General features: G+C 69.9%; 16 protein-coding genes and 7 tRNA genes. 10 read left to right on the forward strand and 13 right to left on the reverse strand.

Going from position 1 to position 19,801, the window contains the following annotated elements:
• Positions 1-11 precede the first annotated feature (11 nt).
• Entirely contained in the window at positions 12-557 is a 546-nt protein-coding gene (locus tag WQ53_RS02145; protein WP_236685890.1) for a hypothetical protein, read from the reverse strand.
• Positions 558-674: 117 nt separating this feature from the next.
• Between WQ53_RS02145 and gloB the strand changes: the two genes are divergently transcribed.
• Both gloB and WQ53_RS02155 read left to right on the forward strand, forming a co-directional pair.
• Complete coding sequence (gene gloB / locus WQ53_RS02150; protein ID WP_052629984.1) at positions 675-1,436, forward strand: hydroxyacylglutathione hydrolase; 762 nt, start codon at positions 675-677, stop codon at positions 1,434-1,436.
• Entirely contained in the window at positions 1,433-2,635 is a 1,203-nt protein-coding gene (locus WQ53_RS02155) for a transglycosylase SLT domain-containing protein (protein WP_052629986.1), read from the forward strand. Before gloB ends, WQ53_RS02155 begins: the two co-directional genes overlap by 4 nt.
• 174 nt (positions 2,636-2,809) lie before the next feature.
• On the opposite strand, the gene WQ53_RS02160 is transcribed toward WQ53_RS02155, so the two are convergent.
• From WQ53_RS02160 to tig, 8 genes are all read right to left on the reverse strand, one after another.
• Positions 2,810-4,786 carry a peptidyl-prolyl cis-trans isomerase gene (locus tag WQ53_RS02160; protein WP_052629988.1) on the reverse strand — a complete coding sequence of 659 codons (1,977 nt, stop codon included), beginning with the start codon at positions 4,784-4,786 and terminating at the stop codon, positions 2,810-2,812.
• Positions 4,787-4,981: 195 nt separating this feature from the next.
• Positions 4,982-5,058 (reverse strand) — tRNA-Asp (locus WQ53_RS02165).
• Between the two features lie 81 nt (positions 5,059-5,139).
• Positions 5,140-5,214 (reverse strand) — tRNA-Val (locus tag WQ53_RS02170).
• A 34-nt stretch (positions 5,215-5,248) separates the two neighbouring features.
• A complete protein-coding gene (locus tag WQ53_RS02175) occupies positions 5,249-5,521 on the reverse strand; it encodes an HU family DNA-binding protein (RefSeq protein ID WP_052629990.1) in 273 nt (90 codons plus the stop codon).
• 217 nt (positions 5,522-5,738) lie between these two features.
• Complete coding sequence (lon, locus tag WQ53_RS02180; protein WP_052629992.1) at positions 5,739-8,207, reverse strand: endopeptidase La; 2,469 nt, start codon at positions 8,205-8,207, stop codon at positions 5,739-5,741.
• Between the two features lie 181 nt (positions 8,208-8,388).
• Positions 8,389-9,678: an ATP-dependent Clp protease ATP-binding subunit ClpX gene (gene clpX, locus WQ53_RS02185; RefSeq protein WP_052629993.1), complete on the reverse strand. Its 1,290-nt coding sequence runs from the start codon at positions 9,676-9,678 to the stop codon at positions 8,389-8,391.
• A 164-nt stretch (positions 9,679-9,842) separates the two neighbouring features.
• On the reverse strand, positions 9,843-10,466 hold the full coding sequence (clpP, locus tag WQ53_RS02190; RefSeq protein ID WP_428992278.1) for an ATP-dependent Clp endopeptidase proteolytic subunit ClpP: 624 nt from the start codon (positions 10,464-10,466) through the stop codon (positions 9,843-9,845).
• Between the two features lie 103 nt (positions 10,467-10,569).
• Positions 10,570-11,865: a trigger factor gene (gene tig, locus WQ53_RS02195; protein ID WP_052629997.1), complete on the reverse strand. Its 1,296-nt coding sequence runs from the start codon at positions 11,863-11,865 to the stop codon at positions 10,570-10,572.
• A gap of 264 nt (positions 11,866-12,129) precedes the next feature.
• Between tig and WQ53_RS02200 the strand changes: the two genes are divergently transcribed.
• The 6 genes from WQ53_RS02200 (at position 12,130) to WQ53_RS02225 (ending at position 13,802) form a co-directional block, all read left to right on the forward strand.
• Positions 12,130-12,206: transfer RNA gene (locus tag WQ53_RS02200), tRNA-Pro, on the forward strand.
• Between the two features lie 36 nt (positions 12,207-12,242).
• Positions 12,243-12,319 (forward strand) — tRNA-Arg (locus WQ53_RS02205).
• Positions 12,320-12,364: 45 nt separating this feature from the next.
• A tRNA-His gene (locus tag WQ53_RS02210) sits at positions 12,365-12,441 on the forward strand.
• 85 nt (positions 12,442-12,526) lie between these two features.
• A tRNA-Lys gene (locus WQ53_RS02215) sits at positions 12,527-12,602 on the forward strand.
• A 94-nt stretch (positions 12,603-12,696) separates the two neighbouring features.
• Positions 12,697-12,782 (forward strand) — tRNA-Leu (locus WQ53_RS02220).
• A gap of 261 nt (positions 12,783-13,043) precedes the next feature.
• Positions 13,044-13,802: a Bax inhibitor-1/YccA family protein gene (locus WQ53_RS02225; protein ID WP_052629999.1), complete on the forward strand. Its 759-nt coding sequence runs from the start codon at positions 13,044-13,046 to the stop codon at positions 13,800-13,802.
• 87 nt (positions 13,803-13,889) lie between these two features.
• On the opposite strand, the gene WQ53_RS02230 is transcribed toward WQ53_RS02225, so the two are convergent.
• From WQ53_RS02230 to grxC, 4 genes are all read right to left on the reverse strand, one after another.
• The gene (locus WQ53_RS02230) at positions 13,890-15,218 is read right to left on the reverse strand and encodes a Na+/H+ antiporter NhaC family protein (protein WP_052630001.1); all 1,329 of its coding nucleotides are present in this window, start codon (positions 15,216-15,218) and stop codon (positions 13,890-13,892) included.
• 135 nt (positions 15,219-15,353) lie between these two features.
• Positions 15,354-16,361 carry an isocitrate dehydrogenase gene (locus WQ53_RS02235; RefSeq protein ID WP_052630003.1) on the reverse strand — a complete coding sequence of 336 codons (1,008 nt, stop codon included), beginning with the start codon at positions 16,359-16,361 and terminating at the stop codon, positions 15,354-15,356.
• A gap of 153 nt (positions 16,362-16,514) precedes the next feature.
• Entirely contained in the window at positions 16,515-16,925 is a 411-nt protein-coding gene (locus WQ53_RS02240) for a carboxymuconolactone decarboxylase family protein (RefSeq protein ID WP_052630005.1), read from the reverse strand.
• Positions 16,922-17,290 (reverse strand): glutaredoxin 3, encoded by a 369-nt coding sequence (gene grxC, locus WQ53_RS02245; RefSeq protein WP_082112801.1) that lies wholly within the window; start codon positions 17,288-17,290, stop codon positions 16,922-16,924. The genes WQ53_RS02240 and grxC overlap by 4 nt, the downstream gene beginning before the upstream one ends.
• A gap of 71 nt (positions 17,291-17,361) precedes the next feature.
• Here grxC and WQ53_RS02250 point away from each other — a divergent pair, with 71 nt between their 5' ends.
• Both WQ53_RS02250 and phoB read left to right on the forward strand, forming a co-directional pair.
• Positions 17,362-19,002: a M48 family metalloprotease gene (locus tag WQ53_RS02250; protein WP_052630007.1), complete on the forward strand. Its 1,641-nt coding sequence runs from the start codon at positions 17,362-17,364 to the stop codon at positions 19,000-19,002.
• Positions 19,003-19,094: 92 nt separating this feature from the next.
• On the forward strand, positions 19,095-19,784 hold the full coding sequence (gene phoB / locus WQ53_RS02255) for a phosphate regulon transcriptional regulator PhoB (RefSeq protein ID WP_052630009.1): 690 nt from the start codon (positions 19,095-19,097) through the stop codon (positions 19,782-19,784).
• Positions 19,785-19,801: the final 17 nt, after the last annotated feature.

Consider the following 19,801-nt stretch of genomic DNA (forward strand, 5'->3'; position numbering starts at 1 on the left):
CTGGTTTCGTTCTATGCCGCCGGCGCCGCGCCGCGCCGCCAGGCCACCGGCGCCGGCGCCACCGGCGCCAGCCCCCGCTTCTCGGCGACGACGACGCGGCAGGCGCGCAGCGGTGCGGTCAGTGCGTCTTCCGCGTCGGCGCGTTCGAGCATGCGCCAGCGCGGGCCGATGAACCGCGGCACGTCGACCTGCAGGCCCTGCGCGCGCAGGCGCTGTTCCCAATACCCACCGGCCGACGCGGGCAGGTCGCGCGGGCGACGCAACCGGTACGGGCTCCACGGGTTGACCAGGAACAGCCACAGGCGCCCACCGTCGATCAGCACGCGCACGCACTCCTCCAGCAGGTCGCCGGCGTGGTCGCGCGCCGGATGCTGCAGCACCACGTCGCCCAGGCATTCGTTGGGCAGCGGCAGCGGCAGGCCGCAGCGCACGGTCCCGGCGAAGCCGTCGCCGTTCTCCTGCAACAGCAGCCCGCGCGGCGGCGGCGTGTCCCAGTCCGGAGGCGATCCGGTGGGCGGCGCCAGCCACAGCCATGGGCGCGCCGGGCGGGACGCCATCCGCGCGGACAGCCACCGTCGCTCTTGCGCCAGCAGCCATCCCGCCTCCCGCCCGCTGAACCGGATCGAGGCGCCGGGTTGACGGCTGGACACGGCGGCGGGCATGGTCGCGATTCTATGCGACTGAGCGCTCTGCCCGCATTCGAGGACAACTACATCTGGGTCCTGCGGGACGCGCGGCGCGCGCTGCTGGTGGATCCAGGCGACGCGTCGCCGGTGCTGGCCGCCGCCCGAGACGGCCTGGAGCCGGCCGCGATCCTCCTCACCCACCACCACCCCGACCACTGCGCCGGCGTGCCCGCGCTGCTGGAACGCTGGCCCGGGTTGCCGGTGTACGCGCCGGACGACGCGCGGATCGAGCTGGCCAGCGAACGGGTCGGCGACGGTACCCGCTTGCAGCTGCTCGGTTGGCAGGCGCAGGTGCTCGCCGTGCCGGGGCATACGCGCAGCCACGTGGCCTACGTGGTGGAAGGCCACCTGTTCTGCGGCGACACGCTGTTCAGCCTGGGCTGCGGGCGCCTGTTCGAGGGCACGCCGGCGCAGATGCTCGGCTCGCTGCAGCGACTGGCGGCGTTGCCCGGCGACACCCGGGTCTGCTGCGGCCATGAGTACACGCTCGCCAACGCCGGATTCGCCTGCGAGGTCGAACCCGGCAATCCGGCACTGGCGGCGCGCCGCGCCGAGGCAGTGCAACAACGCGCCTCGGGCGTGCCGACCCTGCCGACGACGCTGGACGACGAACGCGCTTGCAATCCATTCCTGCGCTGCGCGGTGCCGGCGGTGCGCGAAGCCGCCGCACGCCACCTCGGCCGCGCACCGGCCGACGAGGTTGAGACCTTCGCCGTCCTTCGCGGCTGGAAGGACGGCTTCCGCGCATGAGTCCGGATCGCGGCCTGGCCTTGTGCTGCGCACTGGCGGTGGCGGCCTTGGTACTACCGGGCTGCACCGGCGCGCCGTCGCGGCCGGTCGCGCCGGATGCCGGCACGCCGGTGAGCGCGCCCGAGGCCGCGGCAGCGGATATCCAGCCGGAGGAATCGTCCCCGCCGGCCGCGGCGCAGGGCGATCACATCGTCTTGCCTCCGCCCCCGTCCACCGCGACCGGCCTGTCCATCTACGACGCGTTCCGCGGTGGCCTGGCCGAGCCGCAGTGCGGCAACGCCCAGCCGCGCTGGCACAAGCATTTCGCGCACGCGCCGCGGCGCCTGGGCGATCCCGGTTCGGACACGCTGGCGCTGTTCGGGCATGTCGTGGAAACGCTGCGCGAAGCGCGGCTGCCGACCGAGTTCGCCCTGATCCCGTTCATCGAGAGCGGCTACGCGCCGGGTGCACGCAGCAAGGCCGGCCCGGCCGGGCTGTGGCAATTCATCGGCGTCACCGCGCGCCACCATGGATTGCGCATCGAGCCCGGCTACGACGCACGGCTGTCGCCCGCCGAGTCCACCCGCGCAGCCGTGCAGTACCTGAAGACGCTGTACGACCGGTTCGACGGCAACTGGCGGCTCACCGCCATGGCCTACAACGCGGGCGAATACCGCGTGCTGCAGGCGCTGCGGCACAGCGGCGGCGACGCGGCGGGCGTCGCGCCCGGCAGCATCAGGGGCCTGCCGCCGGTGACCTATGCCTATGTCGAGAAGCTGCATGCGCTGGCCTGCCTGATCGAAGAGGCCGGCGAGCAGCCGCAATGGCGCGCGGGCCTCGATCACCCGGTGCCGCGACTGCAGGCCCGGGCGCTGGAGGACGCGCGGTCGCTGGATGCGTGGGCGGCCAGGCACGGCCAGGACCCGGCCACGCTGCGGCGCCTCAACCCTGCCCTGGCCGGACGCTGGCCCAGCCGCGACACGCCGTGGGCGCTGGTGCCGGAAACGGCAACGGCGTCCGGTGCCACGGCCGCCGCCACCGCCGCGGGTATGGCCGGCGCCGCAGCCGATCCGCAGGCCGCGACGCACACCGTGCGCAAGGGCGATTCGGCCTGGAGCATCGCGCGACGCTACGGCGTCAGTCCGCGCCACCTGCTCGAACTGAACGGATTGCGCGCCGACAGCGTGCTGCGTCCGGGAATGGTGCTGCGGGTGCAGTGACGCCGGAGCGGCCCACCGGGCACGCGGGCTTCCTGGTCACGCATGGGCGCTCGACCGCACCCGGCCGACGCACGCAGCGAAGCCGGGCCCAGGAAACACGAAGGGCGTGGAAGCGATGCCTCCACGCCCTTCGCTTTCGTCTCCCGTGCACGCGGTGCGCGGGGAACGCACGGCTTACAGCTGGCTTTCCTCGACCACCACCTGGAAGCCCTTGCGGAGCTCGCGGACGTAGGCCTCGGCTGCGGCGGCACCGTCGACCTGCTCGAACTGCCTGCGCACCATCTCGCGCTGCTCCGGCTGCAGTTCCTCCGGGTTGCCCGGATGCACACCGGTCACCGTGAACACCACGTAGCGACCGTCAGGCATCTCGAAGCGGCCCGCGGACGCCTGGCCCTCGGCAGGCGCGGGCGCGGCGAAGATCCCGCGGTTGGCCGCCGGCGACGGCACCGGCACGCCGCGCGGGAGGCCCGGCAGCGGCATCACATCGGCGTCGACCGACGCGGCCACGACGGACAGCGCCTCGCCCGCGCGCAGGCGCTCGACCAGCGCATCGGCAGCGGCGGCGGCGGCCTTGCCGGTGCGGTCGGCGCGGATCGCGGCGATCACCTGGTCGCGCACCTCGGCCAGCGGCCGAGGCTGCTCGGGCACATGCTCGATCACGCGGATCACGACACTGTGGTCCGGACCCAGCTCGATCGGATCACTGGCCGTGCCGTCCTCGATCAGGACTTCGGAGAAGGCAGCCCGCTTCACGTCCGGCGAAGCGCCGATGCCGATCGTGTCCTGGCGGGTGAACGGTCCCAGCGTCTGCACCTGCAGGCCGACCTGCTCAGCGGCCGGCGCCAGCGAGGACGGGTTCTGGTAGACCAGGTCGGTCAGGCGGCCGGTGAGCTCGCTGTAGGCACGCTCGCGGTCGACCTGGGCCTGTTCGCGCGCCAGGTCCTCGCGCACCTGCTCGAACTCGACCTGCGCGCCCTGCTTGAGCTCGCGCAGCTGCAGCACGTGGAAGCCGAAGTCGGTCTTCACCGGGCCGCGCACCTCGCCGGGCTGCATCGCGAACAGCGCCTCCTCGAACGGCCCCACCATCATGCCGCGCTCGACCCAGCCCAGCTCGCCGCCATCGTCGCGCGAACCCGGATCTTCCGAATGGGCACGGGCCAGCGCGGCGAAATCGGCGCCGGACGCGGCGGCCTCGTCGGCCAGGCGCCGGGCCTTGTCTTCGGCCGCCTTGAGCGTGGCCGCATCGGCATCGGGTTCGACCCGGATCAGGATGTGCGAGGCCAGTCGCTGCTCGGGCTCGACGAAGCGCGCCCTCTCTTCCTCGTAGCGCTTGCGCAGCGCGGCTTCGTCGGCCGGCGCGGCCACCTGCAGCCGGTTGCCGTCGACTTCCACGTATTCGATGGTGACCGCCTCCGGACGGGTGAAGTCGCCGGGATGCGCGTCGTACCAGGCCTGGATCTCGTCGTCGCCGACCGCCGCATCGTCCTCGACGGCCGCCGGCAGCAGCGCCAGCTCGACGTCGCGCTTCTCGCCGGACAGGCGCAGGATGCGGTCGAACTCGGCGTCGGTCACGAATGCCGAGGTGCCCACGGCCAGCGGCACCAGCGACTGCTGGAGCGATTCGCGCACCAGCTGCTCGAACTGCATCGGCGTGCGCGCCGGCACCTGCGAGGCCAGCGCCAGCTGATAGGTGTTCGCGTCGAACCTGCCGTCGACCTGGAACGCCGGGATCGTGGCGATGTACTCGCGCACCGCCGCGTCGCCGACCACCACGCCGGCACGCTCGGCGGCCAGCTGCAGGATCGTCTCGTCGATCAGCTGGTCCAGCACCTTGCGTTTGTTCTCCACCGTCTCGAACGCGCGCGGGTCGAAGTCGTCGCCCTGCTCCTGGCGCTGGCGCATGCGCTCCTGTTCGAAGCGCTGGCGGAATTCGTTCACGCCGACCTCGCGGTGCTCCCACAGCATCGACGCCGGCCACCACTTCGGTGCGCCTTCCCACCACGTCGGCGGCGCCTTGACCTGGGCCACGTTGTTGGCACCCATGCCGCCGAGATAACTCTGGTCGACGACGAAGAGGAACGGGATCATCAACAGGCCGATGATGATCGTGGCCACCCAGCCCGATGACCTGTCGCGGAGTTTCTGCAGCATTGTTGCCAGTCCAGTCGATAAACGGCGGAAGAATTAAGCGGGGCAGTTTAACCTGTCGCGGGCGACCCTGGCGCCGCCGGGGAACCCGGGCCGGGCGGCCGTTGGTCCGCTCATGGCAGCGCGCGGCGGAGCCATCGCGCGCCCGGATCCGGAAAAGAGAAAGGCCCCTGGTTTCCCAAGGGCCTTTCCGGATTGTGGCGGAGTGGACGGGACTCGAACCCGCGACCTCCGGCGTGACAGGCCAGCATTCTAACCGACTGAACTACCACTCCGCGTCGAGACAGCTATTGTACGCCGGTTTCCCGCATATGCGCTAGACCACCGTACAAATTTTCCTGCGCCGCACCAAAAGCTGGTGGGTGCTGAGGGTTTCGAACCCCCGACCCTCGCCTTGTAAGGGCGACGCTCTACCGCTGAGCTAAGCACCCGGGTGCATGCACCCTGCCCTTGGCGGCGGGCCGATTAGTTTACCGCGTCCTTCAGGGCCTTGCCAGCCTTGAACGCCGGGTTCTTCGAAGCCTTGATCTTGATGGTCTCGCCGGTCTTCGGGTTGCGGCCGGTGCGGGCGGCGCGCTTGCGCACCTGGAAGGTACCGAAGCCCACCAGCGTCACCGCGTCGCCCTTCTTCAGCGCCTTGGTGATGCTGTTGATGACCGCGTCCACCGCGCGGGCGGCCTCGGCCTTGGTGACTTCGGCTTCGCCGGAGACGGCGTCGATCAGATCGGTTTTGTTCATTCTTCTTTGCTCCCTGTGCGGCCGCGCCGCGAGATGAGTGACCGGGCCCGCGCCGTGTCGGGCGTGCCCGATGGTCCTGTGCCGCCACGCGACCTGGCCGCTGGCGGGTGCGCCCGTTATACAGGGCGCCGCCCCCCTGCCGCAAGCCGAAAATGCAGCAATGGCGCGGGTTTCTGCCGCCCGCGCCATCGCCTGCCGGTGCCTGTTCGCGGTCGCGTCAGTGCTTGACGCCGGCCTGGTCCTGCGCCGGCGAGCGGCGTCGGCCGCCGGCCTTGCCGCGGCCACCGGCCTTGTCCGCCGCCGGCCGCAACGGCCGCTCCAGGGCCAGGTCCAGGACCTCGTCGATCCAGCGCACCGGCACGATCTTCATCCCCTCGGTGACGTTGGCCGGGATGTCGGCCAGGTCCTTGCGGTTCTCCTCGGGAATCACCACGGTGCGGATGCCGCCGCGCAGCGCGGCCAGCAGCTTCTCCTTGAGCCCGCCGATCGCGGTGACCTTGCCGCGCAGGGTGATCTCGCCGGTCATGGCGATGTCGGCGCGCACCGGCACCTTGGTCAGGGTCGACACCAGCGAGGTGACCATCGCGATGCCTGCGCTGGGGCCGTCCTTGGGCGTGGCACCGTCGGGCACGTGCAGGTGCACGTCGTGCTTCTGCAGGAAATCGGTCTCGATCCCCAGCCGTTCGGCGCGCGCGCGCACCACCGACAGCGAGGCGGAGGCCGACTCCTTCATCACGTCGCCGAGCTGGCCGGTCAGGATCAGCTGGCCCTTGCCCGGCACCAGGGTGGCCTCGATCTGCAGCAGGTCGCCGCCGACCTCGGTCCAGGCCAGGCCGGTGACCAGGCCGATCTCGTTCTGCTCCTCGGCACGGCCGTAGTCGAAGCGGCGCACGCCCAGGTACTTGTCCAGGTTCTTCGAGGACACCTGCACCAGCGCGGCCTTGGCCTTGCGCGCGGATGCCTTCTTGGTGGCGGCCTTCTTCGCCGGCTGCGGGCCCTTCAGCGCGATCTCCTTGACCACCTTGCGGCAGATCTTGGCGATCTCGCGCTCGAGGTTGCGCACGCCCGACTCGCGCGTGTAGTAGCGCACGATGTCGCGGATCGCGTCCTCGGCGATCGCCAGTTCCTCCGGCTTCAGGCCGTTGGCCTTGAGCTGCTTGGGGACCAGGTAGCGCAGCGCGATGCTGAGCTTCTCGTCCTCGGTGTAGCCGGAGATGCGGATCACCTCCATGCGGTCCAGCAGCGGGCCGGGGATGTTCAGCGAGTTGGAGGTCGCCACGAACATCACCTCGGACAGGTCCAGGTCGACCTCCAGGTAATGGTCGTTGAACGAGTGGTTCTGTTCCGGGTCCAGCACCTCCAGCAACGCCGAGGACGGGTCGCCGCGGAAGTCCATCGACATCTTGTCGATCTCGTCGAGCACGAACAGCGGGTTCTTGGTGCCGACCTTGTTCAGGTTCTGCACGATCCGGCCCGGCATCGAACCGACGTAGGTGCGGCGGTGGCCGCGGATCTCGGCCTCGTCGCGCACCCCGCCCAGGGACATGCGCACGAACTTGCGGTTGGTGGCCTTGGCGATCGACTGCCCCAGCGAGGTCTTGCCCACGCCCGGCGGTCCGACCAGGCACAGGATCGGGCCCTTCATCTGCTTGACCCGCGTCTGCACCGCCAGGTACTCGAGGATCCGCTCCTTGACCTTCTCCAGGCCGTAGTGGTCGGCGTCCAGCGTGTCCTGCGCGGCCTTGAGGTCCTTGCGCACCTTGCTGCGCTTCTTCCACGGCACGCCCAGCAGCCAGTCCAGGTAGTTGCGCACCACCGCGGCCTCGGCCGACATCGGCGACATCTGCTTGAGCTTGTTCAACTCGGCGCGGGCCTTGGCCTCCACCGCCTTGGGCATGCCGGCCTCGGCGACGCGGCGCACCAGCTCCTCCATCTCGCCGGGCGAATCGTCCAGGTCGCCCAGTTCCTTCTGGATCGCCTTCATCTGCTCGTTGAGGTAGTACTCGCGCTGGCTGCGCTCCATCTGCGACTTGACCCGGCCGCGGATGCGCTTCTCCATCTGCTGCACGTCGATCTCGCCCTCGACCAAGCCGACCAGCAGTTCCAGCCGCTCGCCGACGTCGGCGCTTTCCAGCAGCCGCTGCTTGTCGGCCAGGCGCACGCCGATGTGCGCGGAGATGGTGTCGGCCAGGCGGCCGGGATCATCGATGCCCGACAGGGTCTGCAGCAGCTCCGGCGGCAGCTTGCGATTGGTCTTGACGTACTGCTCGAACAGCCCGGTCAGGGTCCGCGCCACGGCCTCGACCTCGCGCTCGCTGCGGCCGCTGCCGGCCTCGATCAGCTCGCCGCGGCCGTGCAGCGCGCCGTCGCGCTCGGCGATGCGGTCCACGTGCACGCGCGCGGTGCCCTCGACCAGCACCTTGATCGTGCCGTCGGGCAGCTTGAGCAGCTGCAGGACCTGGGCCAGGGTGCCGACCGCGTACAGGTCGCCAGCGTCGGGGTCGTCGGTCTCGGCCGACTTCTGCGCGACCAGCAGGATCTGCTTGTCGGCCTCCATCGCCTGTTCCAGCGCACGCATGGACTTGTCCCGGCCGACGAACAGCGAGATGACCATGTGCGGGAACACCACCACGTCCCGCAGCGGCAGGACGGGCAGGTCGAGGGCGTCGGATCGGTTGCGGGACATGAAGGCTCCGGGGGACGTGGGATGACGGCTGGCGCCGTCCTGGCCCCGTTATGGGGGCAAGCCGGGAGCGTTGCAAGAAGGGTCCGGAATATCCTTACGGATCAGCCAGATGCGGAAAGCCCCGGACGGGGCCGGGGCTTCTTCAACTTCCTGAATGCAAGTCCGGTGCGGACGCGCCGGCTCACTCCGCCGAGGCCACCTTCGGCGGGGCCGCCGGCGGGGTCTGGTAGATCAGGTACGGCTCGGTCTTGTGCTCGATCACCGACTCGTCCACCACCACCTTGCCGACGTTCTCCTGCGACGGCAGGTCGTACATGGTGTCCAGCAGCACCGACTCGACGATGGTGCGCAGGCCGCGCGCGCCGGTCTTGCGCTTGAGCGCCTTGCGCGCGATCGCCGCCAGCGCGTCGGGGCGGAACTCCAGCTCCACGCCCTCCATCTCGAACAGCTTCTTGAACTGCTTGGTGATGGCGTTCTTCGGCTCGGTCAGGATCTTGACCAGGGCGGCCTCGTCCAGTTCCTCCAGGGTCGCCACTACCGGCAGGCGGCCGACGAACTCGGGGATCAGGCCGAACTTGATCAGGTCCTCCGGCTCGACCTCGGCCAGCAGCTTGCCGGTGTCGGCCTTGCGCGCCTGGCTCTTCACCTTGGCGCCGAAACCAATGCCGCCGGCGTCGCTGCTGCGCTGCTGGATGATCTTGTCCAGCCCGGCGAACGCGCCGCCGACCACGAACAGGATGTTTTTGGTGTCCACCTGCAGGAATTCCTGCTGCGGGTGCTTGCGCCCGCCCTGCGGCGGCACGCTGGCCACGGTGCCCTCGATCAGCTTGAGCAGCGCCTGCTGCACGCCCTCGCCGGACACGTCGCGGGTGATCGACGGGTTCTCGCTCTTGCGCGAGATCTTGTCGATCTCGTCGATGTAGACGATGCCCTGCTGCGCCTTGTCGACGTCGTAGTCGCACTTCTGCAGCAGCTTCTGGATGATGTTCTCCACGTCCTCGCCGACGTAGCCGGCCTCGGTCAGCGTGGTCGCATCGGCGATCGTGAACGGCACGTTGAGCAGCCGTGCCAGGGTCTCGGCCAGCAGGGTCTTGCCCGATCCGGTCGGGCCGACCAGCAGGATGTTGGACTTGGCCAGCTCCACGTCCTCGTTGCGCTGGCGGCTCTCGATCCGCTTGTAGTGGTTGTACACCGCCACCGCGAGGGTCTTCTTCGCCCGCTGCTGGCCGATCACGTACTGGTCCAGGACCTCGAGGATCTCGCGCGGCTTGGGCAGCGAGCTGCGCGCGGACTGGGCCTTCTCCTCCAGCTCTTCACGGATGATGTCGTTGCAGAGCTCCACGCATTCATCGCAGATGAACACGCTCGGGCCGGCGATCAGCTTGCGTACCTCGTGCTGGCTCTTTCCGCAGAACGAGCAGTACAGGATCTTGTTGCTGTCGCCGGAACGGCCTTGGCGGTCTTCGCTCATGCTTGGTTCTATCCAGTGTTGCAGCCCGCTGGGGCGGACTTCGGGGCGAGAATAGCACAGGGCCGGAATCGCGCCAGAAGCGCGCCGGACCGGGCTTTCAGGGGCTTGCAAGCCCCGTACCGGACCGGTTTCACGGGCCGTACGGGGGCTGTCGCGGGCTGGGTTCAGCCGGCCTGGATCGACTCGTCCGAACGGCGCTCCAGCACCTCGTCGACCAGGCCGTAGACCCTGGCCTCGGCCGCGCTCTTGAAATTGTCGCGCTCGGTGTCGCGGGCGATGGTCTCGATGCTCTGGCCGGTGTGCTGGGCCAGGATCTCGTTCAGCCGGGCACGCATGCTCAGGATCTCGCGCGCGTGGATGTCGATGTCGGTAGCCTGGCCCTGGAAGCCGCCCAGCGGCTGGTGGATCATCACCCGCGAGTTGGGCAGTGCATAGCGCTTGCCGGCTGCGCCGGCCGCCAGCAGCACCGCGCCCATGCTCGCCGCCTGGCCGACGCAGATCGTGCTCACATCCGGCTTGATGTACTGCATGGTGTCGTAGATCGCCATGCCGGCCGTGACCAGGCCGCCGGGCGAGTTGATGTACAGGCTGATGTCCTTCTCGGGGTTCTCGGCCTCGAGGAACAGCATCTGGGCGATGATCACGTTGGCGACGTGGTCCTCGACCGGGCCGACCAGGAAGATCACCCGCTCCTTCAGCAGGCGCGAGTAGATGTCGTACGCGCGCTCGCCGCGGCTGGTCTGCTCGACCACCATCGGGACCAGGTTCAGGGCTTTGGTCGGAATCATGCTCATCGGTGCGTGCGCTCCAGGGAAGGGGTCGGCATCCGCCGGGGACGGATGCGCGGGACCAGCATAGCGGGGGCGGCGATCAGGCCGCACCCGCCCGCCGTCATACCCGGATCGCCTCCTGGAACGACAGCGGCGTTTCCGTGTGCTGGGCGCGCTCGGCGATCCAGTCGATCACCTGCTCCTCCATCACCCGGTTCTGCAGTCCCGACATGAGCTGGGGATCGTTGCGGTACATCTCAATGACCTGCTCCGGCTCCTCGTAGGTGGAGGCGATCAGGCGCAGGGTCTCGTTCAGGCGCTTGGGGTCCAGGCGCAGGTCGTGGCGGCGGGCGACCTCGCCGACGAGCAGGCCGGCCAGGACGCGCTTGCGCGCCGGCTCCAGGAACGCCTCGTGGGCGTTGGCCGGTACCTGGCCGGGATCGCGGCCGCCGCGGCGCACCTGCTCCAGCTGCTGGGCGAGCATGGCCCGGGCCTCGTTCTCGACCAGGCGCGGCGGCAGCTCGACGTGGGCCCAGGTCGCGGTCAGCTGCTCGCCGACCTCGCGGCGCAGGCGGTTCATCAGTGCGCCCTTCAGCTCGCGCTCCAGATTGCTGCGGATGTCCTCGCGGAACTTGTCGGTCTCGCCGCTGCGCACGCCGAAGCTCTTGATGAAGGCCGCGTCGACCTCCGGCAGCACCGGCTCGGACACCTGCGCCAGGGTGACGTGCACTTGGGCGGTCTTGCCGGCCAGCTGCGGCTGGCGCCAGCCCTCCGGGAAGGCGACGTCGATGATGGTTTCCACGCCCGGCTCCAGGCCGGCCAGCGCGTTCTCCAGCGCCGGCAGCAGCTGGCCCGAACCGATCAGGGTATTGAACTGCTCGGCGCCCTCGGCCGGCTGGCGGAAGTCCTCGACCTGGGTCCACAGCGCGCCGGCGACCAGGTCGCCCTCCTGCGCCGCGCGTTCGACCGGGTTCCAGGTGCGGCGCTGCAGGCGCAGGTTCTCGATCATCTGGTCGATGTCGGCCTCGGCCACCTCGGCGGCGTGACGCACGACGGTGAGCTTGGACACGTCGACGTCGCCGAAGTCCGGCACCACCTCGAAGGTGGCGACGAAGTCCAGCTCGCCCTCGCCGGAGCGGTCGATGCGCGGGTTGCCGGCCAGGCGCAGGTCGTGCTCGCGCACGGCCGAATCGAAGGTCTGGCGGACCAGGCCGCCCAGGATCTCGGCCTTGATCTGCTCGCCGTAGCGCTGCTCGATCACCTTGGCCGGCACCTTGCCGGGGCGGAAGCCCTTGATCCGCGCGGTGCGCGCGATTTCGCGCAGGCGGCCGCTGACGCTGGACTCCAGCTGCTCCGCCGGCAGGCTGAAGTTCATGCGGCGCTCGAGGTTGCCGGTGGATTCGACGGAAACTTGCATGGTGGTCTGGCTCCTGCGGCCGCGGCTCCTGCCGCAGCGGAAATCGACGGGTATGTTGGGGTTCGGCACCGGCTTTCCTGCCGGCCCGGCGGAACGCGCTAGTTTCGCCTATCGGCCGCGGGCGCGCCAGTCCGCGGCGGCGGCGGCATTGACAGCCCCGGCGCGCTTCCCGAACAATAGCCGGCCTTCCAGGGGCCTCCGGGCACCCGGGAGCCGGGCCCGGCGGGCCGAAGCTCGAGGCGATGCCGGACCGACCCAGCACACCGGGGTATAGCGCAGTCTGGTAGCGCGCCTGCTTTGGGAGCAGGATGTCGGGGGTTCGAATCCCTCTACCCCGACCATCTTCCCGTCAGGCAGGCGGTTCGACGCCGAGTTGTGCGCCCGTAGCTCAACCGGATAGAGCACCGGCCTTCTAAGCCGGCGGTTGCAGGTTCGATTCCTGCCGGGCGCGCCATCCAGGGCGCCGGCGGATGCGGTTTCAGGTCTTGTTTTTTCGGTGGTGGCTGTAGCTCAGTTGGTTAGAGTACTGGATTGTGATTCCAGTGGTCGGGGGTTCGAATCCCCTCAGCCACCCCACTTGTTCCATCGCGGCGCAGGCCGCGGAGTTTGCCAGGAAAGCGGAATCCGCTAGAATGCGCGACTCGGTTGTACCTGTTGCATCGGGCCGTTAGCTCAGTTGGTAGAGCAGCTGACTCTTAATCAGTAGGTCCAAGGTTCGAATCCTTGACGGCCCACCACCGATACAGCGACTTGGCCCCGCCCCGGCGGGGCTTTTTCGTTTTCCGGCACCGCACCCGACGGCGGCCGGGCGGTTAGAATGCCGGCGGCCTCGCGAAAGTGGCGGAACTGGTAGACGCACTGGATTTAGGTTCCAGCGGGTAACCCCCGTGCGGGTTCGAGTCCCGCCTTTCGCACCACGCCGGGAATGCACCGAAGCGCAGGCGCCGGATGAACGAGCCGTCGCGAGTTGCGCCCTGCAAGCGCATGGGCTTTGCCTTGAAAGATGAAAGTCTCTAGGTTCCCGCCTACGCGGGAATGACGAGCAAAAACCGAGCCGTTCGGACCGTCCCTAGAGCCCCTCCCCAGCCCTCCCCCTGCGCACCTCACGCGCAGGGAGGGAGCCTGCACGCCATCCGTGTATCCTTCCCCCATCCACGCCACACACGGAGTCAGTCCCGATGCGCAGCGGCAACCCCGCCCTCCAGGAATCCACCTTCCTCGACCTCGGCACCGGCACGGTGGTCTCCCGCGACGGCGGGACGATGACCCTGACCGGCACCAGCAACAAGACCGGCCTGCTCCTGCTGCTGGCGGTGCTCACCGGCACCTGGTCCTGGAGCCAGGCGTTCGGCGCCGACGGCACGGTCAACCCGGCCATCGGCGTCTACCTGTGGGGCGGCCTGCTCACCGGCTTCGCGCTGGCCCTGGTCACCATCTTCAAGAAGACCTGGGCGCCGGTCACCGCGCCGCTGTACGCGCTGGCCCAGGGCGTGTTCCTCGGCGCGATCTCGGCCATGTACGACGCGCGCTTCAACGGCATCGTCATGCAGGCAGTGCTGCTGACCATGGGCACGCTGTTCGCGATGCTGTTCGCCTACCGCAGCGGGCTGATCAAGGCCACCGAGAACTTCAAGCTCGGCGTGGTCGCCGCCACTGGCGGCATCGCCCTGGTCTACCTGGCGACGATCGTGCTGGGCTTCTTCAACATCCAGATCCCGCTGATCCACGAGTCGGGGATCATCGGCATCGGCTTCAGCCTGTTCGTGGTGGTGATCGCGGCGATGAACCTGGTGCTGGACTTCGACTTCATCGAGACCGGCGTCGAGCGGGGCGCGCCGAAGTACATGGAGTGGTACGGCGCCTTCGGCCTGATGGTCACCCTGGTGTGGCTGTACCTGGAATTCCTGCGCCTGCTGTCGAAGCTGCAGTCGCGCTAATCCCGGCAGCCAGCTGTCGGATACGGAAACGGGGCGCTCTGGCGCCCCGTTTTCTTTTGACGATACCCGGCCTTTCGGGCCCGCGGATCAGTCTGCCGCGGCCGGCACCGATGCGGGGGGCTTGCTCCGCTGCGGCCACAGCATGAACGCCACCGCCGACAGCGCCAGCAGCCAGCAGTAGTGCACGCTGCCGGCCAGCGCCAGCGGCGACACCGCCGCCAGCGAGGCGGCCAGCAGGATCTGCGCGCCGTACGGCAGCACGCCCTGGACCACGCAGGCGAAGATGTCGAGCACGCTGGCCGACCGGCGCGGGCTGATGCCGTGGCGCTGGGCGATGTCCTTGGCCAGGCTGCCGGTCACCAGGATCGCCACGGTGTTGTTCGCGGTCAGCGCGTCGGCGCCTGCGGACAGCGCGGCGATGCTGAACTCGCCCGAGCGGCGGCCGGTATGGCCGCGGGCGAACCGGGCGATGACCTGCGCCAGCCAGTCCAGCCCGCCGGTGACCTTGATCAGCGCGGCCAGGCCGCCGATCAGGATCGACAGCAGGGTGATCTCGACCATGCTCTCGAAGCCGAGGTAGATGTCGCCGGCGAACTCGACCGCGCCGTAGCCCGGCGCCAGCACCAGGCCGAACACGCCCGACGCCAGCAGGCCGATGCCCAGCACCAGCACCACGTCCAGGCCCGCCAGGGCCAGCACCAGCACCAGCACGTACGGCAGCACCAGCCACGGCGAGGCGGCTTCGGCCTCCAGCACCGGCGCGCTGTCGCCCAGCGTGGCCAGCAGCAGCGCGGTGGCGATCGCGGCCGGCGCGGCGATCTTGAAGTTCTCGCGGAACTTGTCGCGCATCTCCGCGCCCTGGCTGCGGGTGGCGGCGATGGTGGTGTCGGAGATGATCGACAGGTTGTCGCCGAACATCGCCCCGCCCACCACCGCACCGGTCACCAGCACCCGGTCCAGGCCGGAGGCGTCGGCCACGCCCAGCGCGATCGGGGTCACCGCCGCGACCGTGCCCATCGAGGTGCCGATCGACAGCGAGACGAACGAGGCGACCAGGAACAACCCCGGCAGGATCAGCGCCGGCGGCAGCGTGCCCAGGCCCAGCGCGACCACCGCGTCGACCGCGCCGATGGCCTTGGACACCATCGCGAACGCGCCGGCCAGCAGGAAGATCAGGCACATCAGCATCACGTTGGCGTCGCCCATGCCGGCCAGCAGGGTCGGCTGCCCGGGGACGCCGCGGCGGTACGCCAGCCACAGGCCCAGGGCCAGTGCCGGCAGGATCGCGACCGGCGCGCGCAGCTGGTAGAAGCCCATCGGCTCGCCCTGCGCCGTGTAGTACAGCCCGGCGCCGAAGAACAGGGCCAGGAACAGCAGCAGCGGGGTCAGCGCCAGTGCGCTGGGGCGGACGGACATGGCGGGAGGACCTTGGGACGCAGGCCGCGGATTGTGCATTGCATCATCGCCACGACCAACGCCATGGATGGCACAGCCGCCAACAAAAACGGGACGCTGCGCGTCCCGTTTCCGTGGTCCCGGTTGTCGCCCCGCTCAGACGCGGCTGGCGATCGCCTGGGCGAAGGACATGGTGTTGCCGGTGCCGCCCAGGTCGGGGGTCAGCGAGTCCTTGGCCTCCAGGGTGGCGACGATCGCCTTGCGCAGGCGCTCGGCGTTCTGCGGCTGGCCGATGTGGTCCAGCATCTGCGCCGCGCCCAGCAGCAGCGCGCAGGGGTTGGCGATGCCCTTGCCGGCGATGTCCGGGGCCGAGCCGTGCACCGCCTCGAAGATCGCCGCGTCCTTGCCGATGTTGGCGCCGGGGGCCAGGCCCAGGCCGCCGACCAGGCCGGCGCACAGGTCGGAGATGATGTCGCCGAACAGGTTGGTGGTGACGATGATGTCGAACTGCTCCGGACGCATCACCAGCTGCATGCAGGTGTTGTCCACGATCATCTCGTTGCACTCGATCTCCGGGTACAGCGCGGCGACCTCGCGCGCCACCTTCAGGAACAGGCCCGAGGTGGTCTTGAGGATGTTGGCCTTGTGCACCACGGTGACCTTCTTGCGGCCGGTGGCGCGGGCCAGCTCGAAGGCGTAGCGGACGATGCGCTCGGAGCCCTTGCGGGTGATCTTCTGGGTCAGCAGCGCGGTCTCGCCGTCCTCGGAGATGGACTGGCCCTCGCCGATGTAGGCGCCCTCGGTGTTCTCGCGCACCGTGATCAGGTCCACGCCGGTCGGGAAGCGCGACTTGGTGTTGGGGAACGACTTGGCCGGACGCACGTTGGCGTACAGGTCGAAATGGCGGCGCAGGGCCACGTTGATCGAGCTGAAGCCCTCGCCCACCGGGGTGGTCAGCGGGCTCTTCAGGGCGATGCCGTTGCGCTTGATCGAATCCAGGGTCGCCTGCGGCAGCAGCTCGCCGTGCTTCTCCAGCGCGACCAGGCCGGCATCGGCCTCCTCGTAGGCCAGGCCGGCGCCCAGCACCTCGAGCACGTGCAGGGTCGCGTCCATGATCTCCGGGCCGATGCCATCGCCGCGGATGACCGTGATCTTCTGGGTCATGGGTAGTGTGTTCCGGGAACAGGCGCACGGGCCCGGAAGGCGGGCGCGGCGCGTGGGGGGAGGGGAAAGTTTGTGGTGAAATTATGCCCGATCCGCGGTGAACGCCCCAGATCGACCTTGGGAGGGGCCCGCCGGACGGGCGGGCCGGCGCGCTCAGCCGTGGTCGTGGGCCTGCACTGCGGTGCCCTCGCCCGTCTCCAGCCGGTCCAGGAAATCCACCGCACGGCGCAGGTGCGGGATCACGATCGAGCCGCCCACCACCAGCCCGACCGAGAACGCCTCGAAGAACTCGTCGCGGTTCACCCCGGCTTCCCGGCACTGGGCCACGTGGTAGCTGATGCAGTCGTCGCAGCGCAGAACCAGCGAGGCGACCAGGCCCAGCAGTTCCTTGGTCTTCACGTCCAGCGCGCCGGCCTGGTAGGTCTGGGTGTCGAGGGCGAAGAAGCGGCGCACCACCTGGTTGGGCTCGGCCAGGATGCGCTGGTTCATGCGCTGGCGGAACTCGGTGAACTCGCGGACGCGGTCGGCACCCGGATCCCCGGCGGAATCCTGGCCGGCGCTCATGCGGAGGCCTCCGGCGCCTTGCCGTCCAGCAGCGGCAGCAGCCGGCCGGCGCGGTGCAGGGCCATCATGTCGTCGTAGCCGCCGACGTGGACGTCGCCGACGAAGATCTGCGGCACGCTGGTGCGGCGGGCCAGGCTCAGCATCTTCTCGCGCTCGGCCAGGTCCAGGTCGATGCGGACTTCGGTCCACTCCCGGCCCTGGCTCTTCAGGAAGTTCTTGGCGGCCACGCAGTACGGGCAGATGGCGGTGGAATAGATCGTGATCGGGGGCGCAGACAGCGACACGGGAAACTCCGCGGGACGGATGGGGTCAATACCGATATGGTAGCGGCGCCGTCCCGGGCAGCCTCCACGGATGGAACACATCGGGTTAACCGCCGATTCACCCGGATCCGCGGCGCCGCCCCCATCCTCCCGCCGATCCACGGAGAACCCGATTGCGCATCCTGCTGCTGGCCGCCGCCCTGTCGCTGACCCTGGCCCCCCTGCGCGCCCCGGCGCAGGACGAGCCACGCCTGCCCGACATCGGATCGTCCGCCGGCGAGCTGCTGACCCCGGCCAAGCAGGCCGAGTACGGCGCAATGCTGCTGCGCGAGCTGCGCAACTACGGCTACCTGCTGGAGGATCCGCTGCTGGACGACTGGCTGCAGTCGATGGGCAACCGCCTCGGCGCCAACAGCGACCGGCCGGAGCAGCCGTACACCTTCTTCATGCTCAAGGACCGGCAGATCAACGCCTTCGCCACCCTGGGCGGCTACATCGGCATGAACGCCGGCCTGGTGCTGACCGCCGAGCGCGAGGACGAGGTCGCCGCGGTGCTGGCGCACGAGGTCGCCCACGTCACCCAGCAGCACGTGCTGCGCGGGGTCGAGCGCGCCCAGCGCGACCAGGTGCCGATCCTGCTGGGCATGCTGGCGGCGATCGTGGCCGCGCAGGCCGCCGGCGGCAGTTCCTCCGGCGACGCCACCCAGGCGGCAATCGCCAGCGCGATGGCGCTGATCCACCAGAACCAGATCAACTACACCCGCTCCAACGAATCGGAAGCCGACCGGCTCGGCATCCGCACCCTGTCGCGCAGCGGCTACGACGTCGACGCGATGGCCGGGTTCTTCGAGCGCATGTCGTTTGCCATGCGCGGCAACGAGGGCGGCTACAGCGTCCCGGATTACCTGCGCACGCACCCGGTCAACACCACCCGCATCGGCGAGGCCAAGCAGCGCGCCGAGCAGCTCAAGCGCGGCACGGTCACCGCCACCACCTCGGTGCCCGGCGGCGGCGAGCGGGTCGAGCGCCTGGACCCGACGCGGATCCAGGCGCCACCGCCGGCCGCCGGCAACCCGCTGCTGCCGGCCGGCTTCCGCATCGAGGCCTTCGATCCGGTTGCCGAAGTCGCCGGCAGCCAGTTCGGCTGGGCGCAGGAGCGGCTGCGCGCGCTGACTGCCAACACGCCCGATGCGGCGATCCGCGAGTACGAGGCGCTGCGCCGGGCCTCTCCCAAGGGCCTGTCCGACGCCCAGCAATACGGTCTGGCGCTGGCGCAGATGGCGCGGCAGCCCGCAGCCGCGGCCGGCGAGCTGGCCGCGCTGCTGGAGGAGCATCCCGACAACCTCTGGGTCGTCCTGGCCCTGGCCGAGGCCGAATCGCGCTCCGGCCACGCCGCCGAGGCCAACCGCCGCTTCGACGAACTGCTGCGGCGGATGCCAGGCAGCCGGCCGGTGGCGCTGACCTACGCCCGCGTGCTGGTCGAACAGGGCGGCGCCGCTGCCGGGCGCCGTGCCCAGGAAGTGCTGCGCCCGCTGCTGGCCCGCTCCGGCGCCGACCCGGTGTTCCAGCAGACCTACGCCCGCGCCAGCGAACAGGCCGGCGACACCCACCGCGCCGCGGAAGCCTTTGCCGAGGCCGCCTTCCTCAACGGCCGGCCCGAGCAGGCGCTGATCCAGCTGGAGACCCTGAAGAAGCGCGGCGACCTGGACTACGTGACTCGCGCCCGGGTCGATGCCCGCATCGCGGCGATCACGCCCACCGTGCTGGAACTGCGCCGCCAGGGCATCCGTGACCCGGACATGCAACGCCGCTGACACGCCGCTGCCCCGCGCGGCCGTCGCTGTCACAATTCGGTCATCGGACGGTAGTCTAATCCCGCCGTCACCCCCAACCTGTCGGGTATGCCGTGCAGAAGCAGATCCTGATCGTCGATGACGAGCCCGCGATCCGGGACATGGTCGCCTTCGCCCTGCGCAAGGGCGACTACGCGCCCGTGCACGCCGGCGACGCGCGCGAGGCCCAGGCCGCCATCGCCGACCGCGTGCCGGACCTGATCCTGCTGGACTGGATGCTGCCGGGCACCAGCGGCCTGGAACTGGCCCGGCGCTGGCGCCGCGAGGCGCTGACCCGCGAGGTGCCGATCATCATGCTCACCGCCCGCGGCGAGGAGAACGACCGGGTCGGCGGCCTGGAGGCCGGGGTCGACGACTACGTGGTCAAGCCGTTCTCCGCGCGCGAGCTGCTGGCGCGGATCCGCGCGGTGATGCGCCGCGCGCGCGAGGACGACGAGGACGGCAGCGTCGCGGTCGGCACGCTGCGGATCGACGGCGCCGCGCACCGCGTGTTCGCCGGCGAGGCGGCGGTGCCGATCGGCCCGACCGAGTACCGGCTGCTGCACTTCTTCATGACCCACCCCGAGCGGGTCTACAGCCGCGCGCAGTTGCTCGACCACGTCTGGGGCGGCAGCGTGTACGTGGAGGAACGCACGATCGACGTGCACATCCGCCGCCTGCGCAAGACGCTCGAGCCGTTTGGCGCCGACAACATGGTGCAGACCGTGCGCGGCGCCGGCTACCGCTTCTCGACCGCCACCTGAGGGCGCAGGATGCGCCG

Origin of the sequence: Pseudoxanthomonas suwonensis, assembly GCF_000972865.1 — a bacterium.
GTDB lineage: Bacteria > Pseudomonadota > Gammaproteobacteria > Xanthomonadales > Xanthomonadaceae > Pseudoxanthomonas > Pseudoxanthomonas suwonensis_B.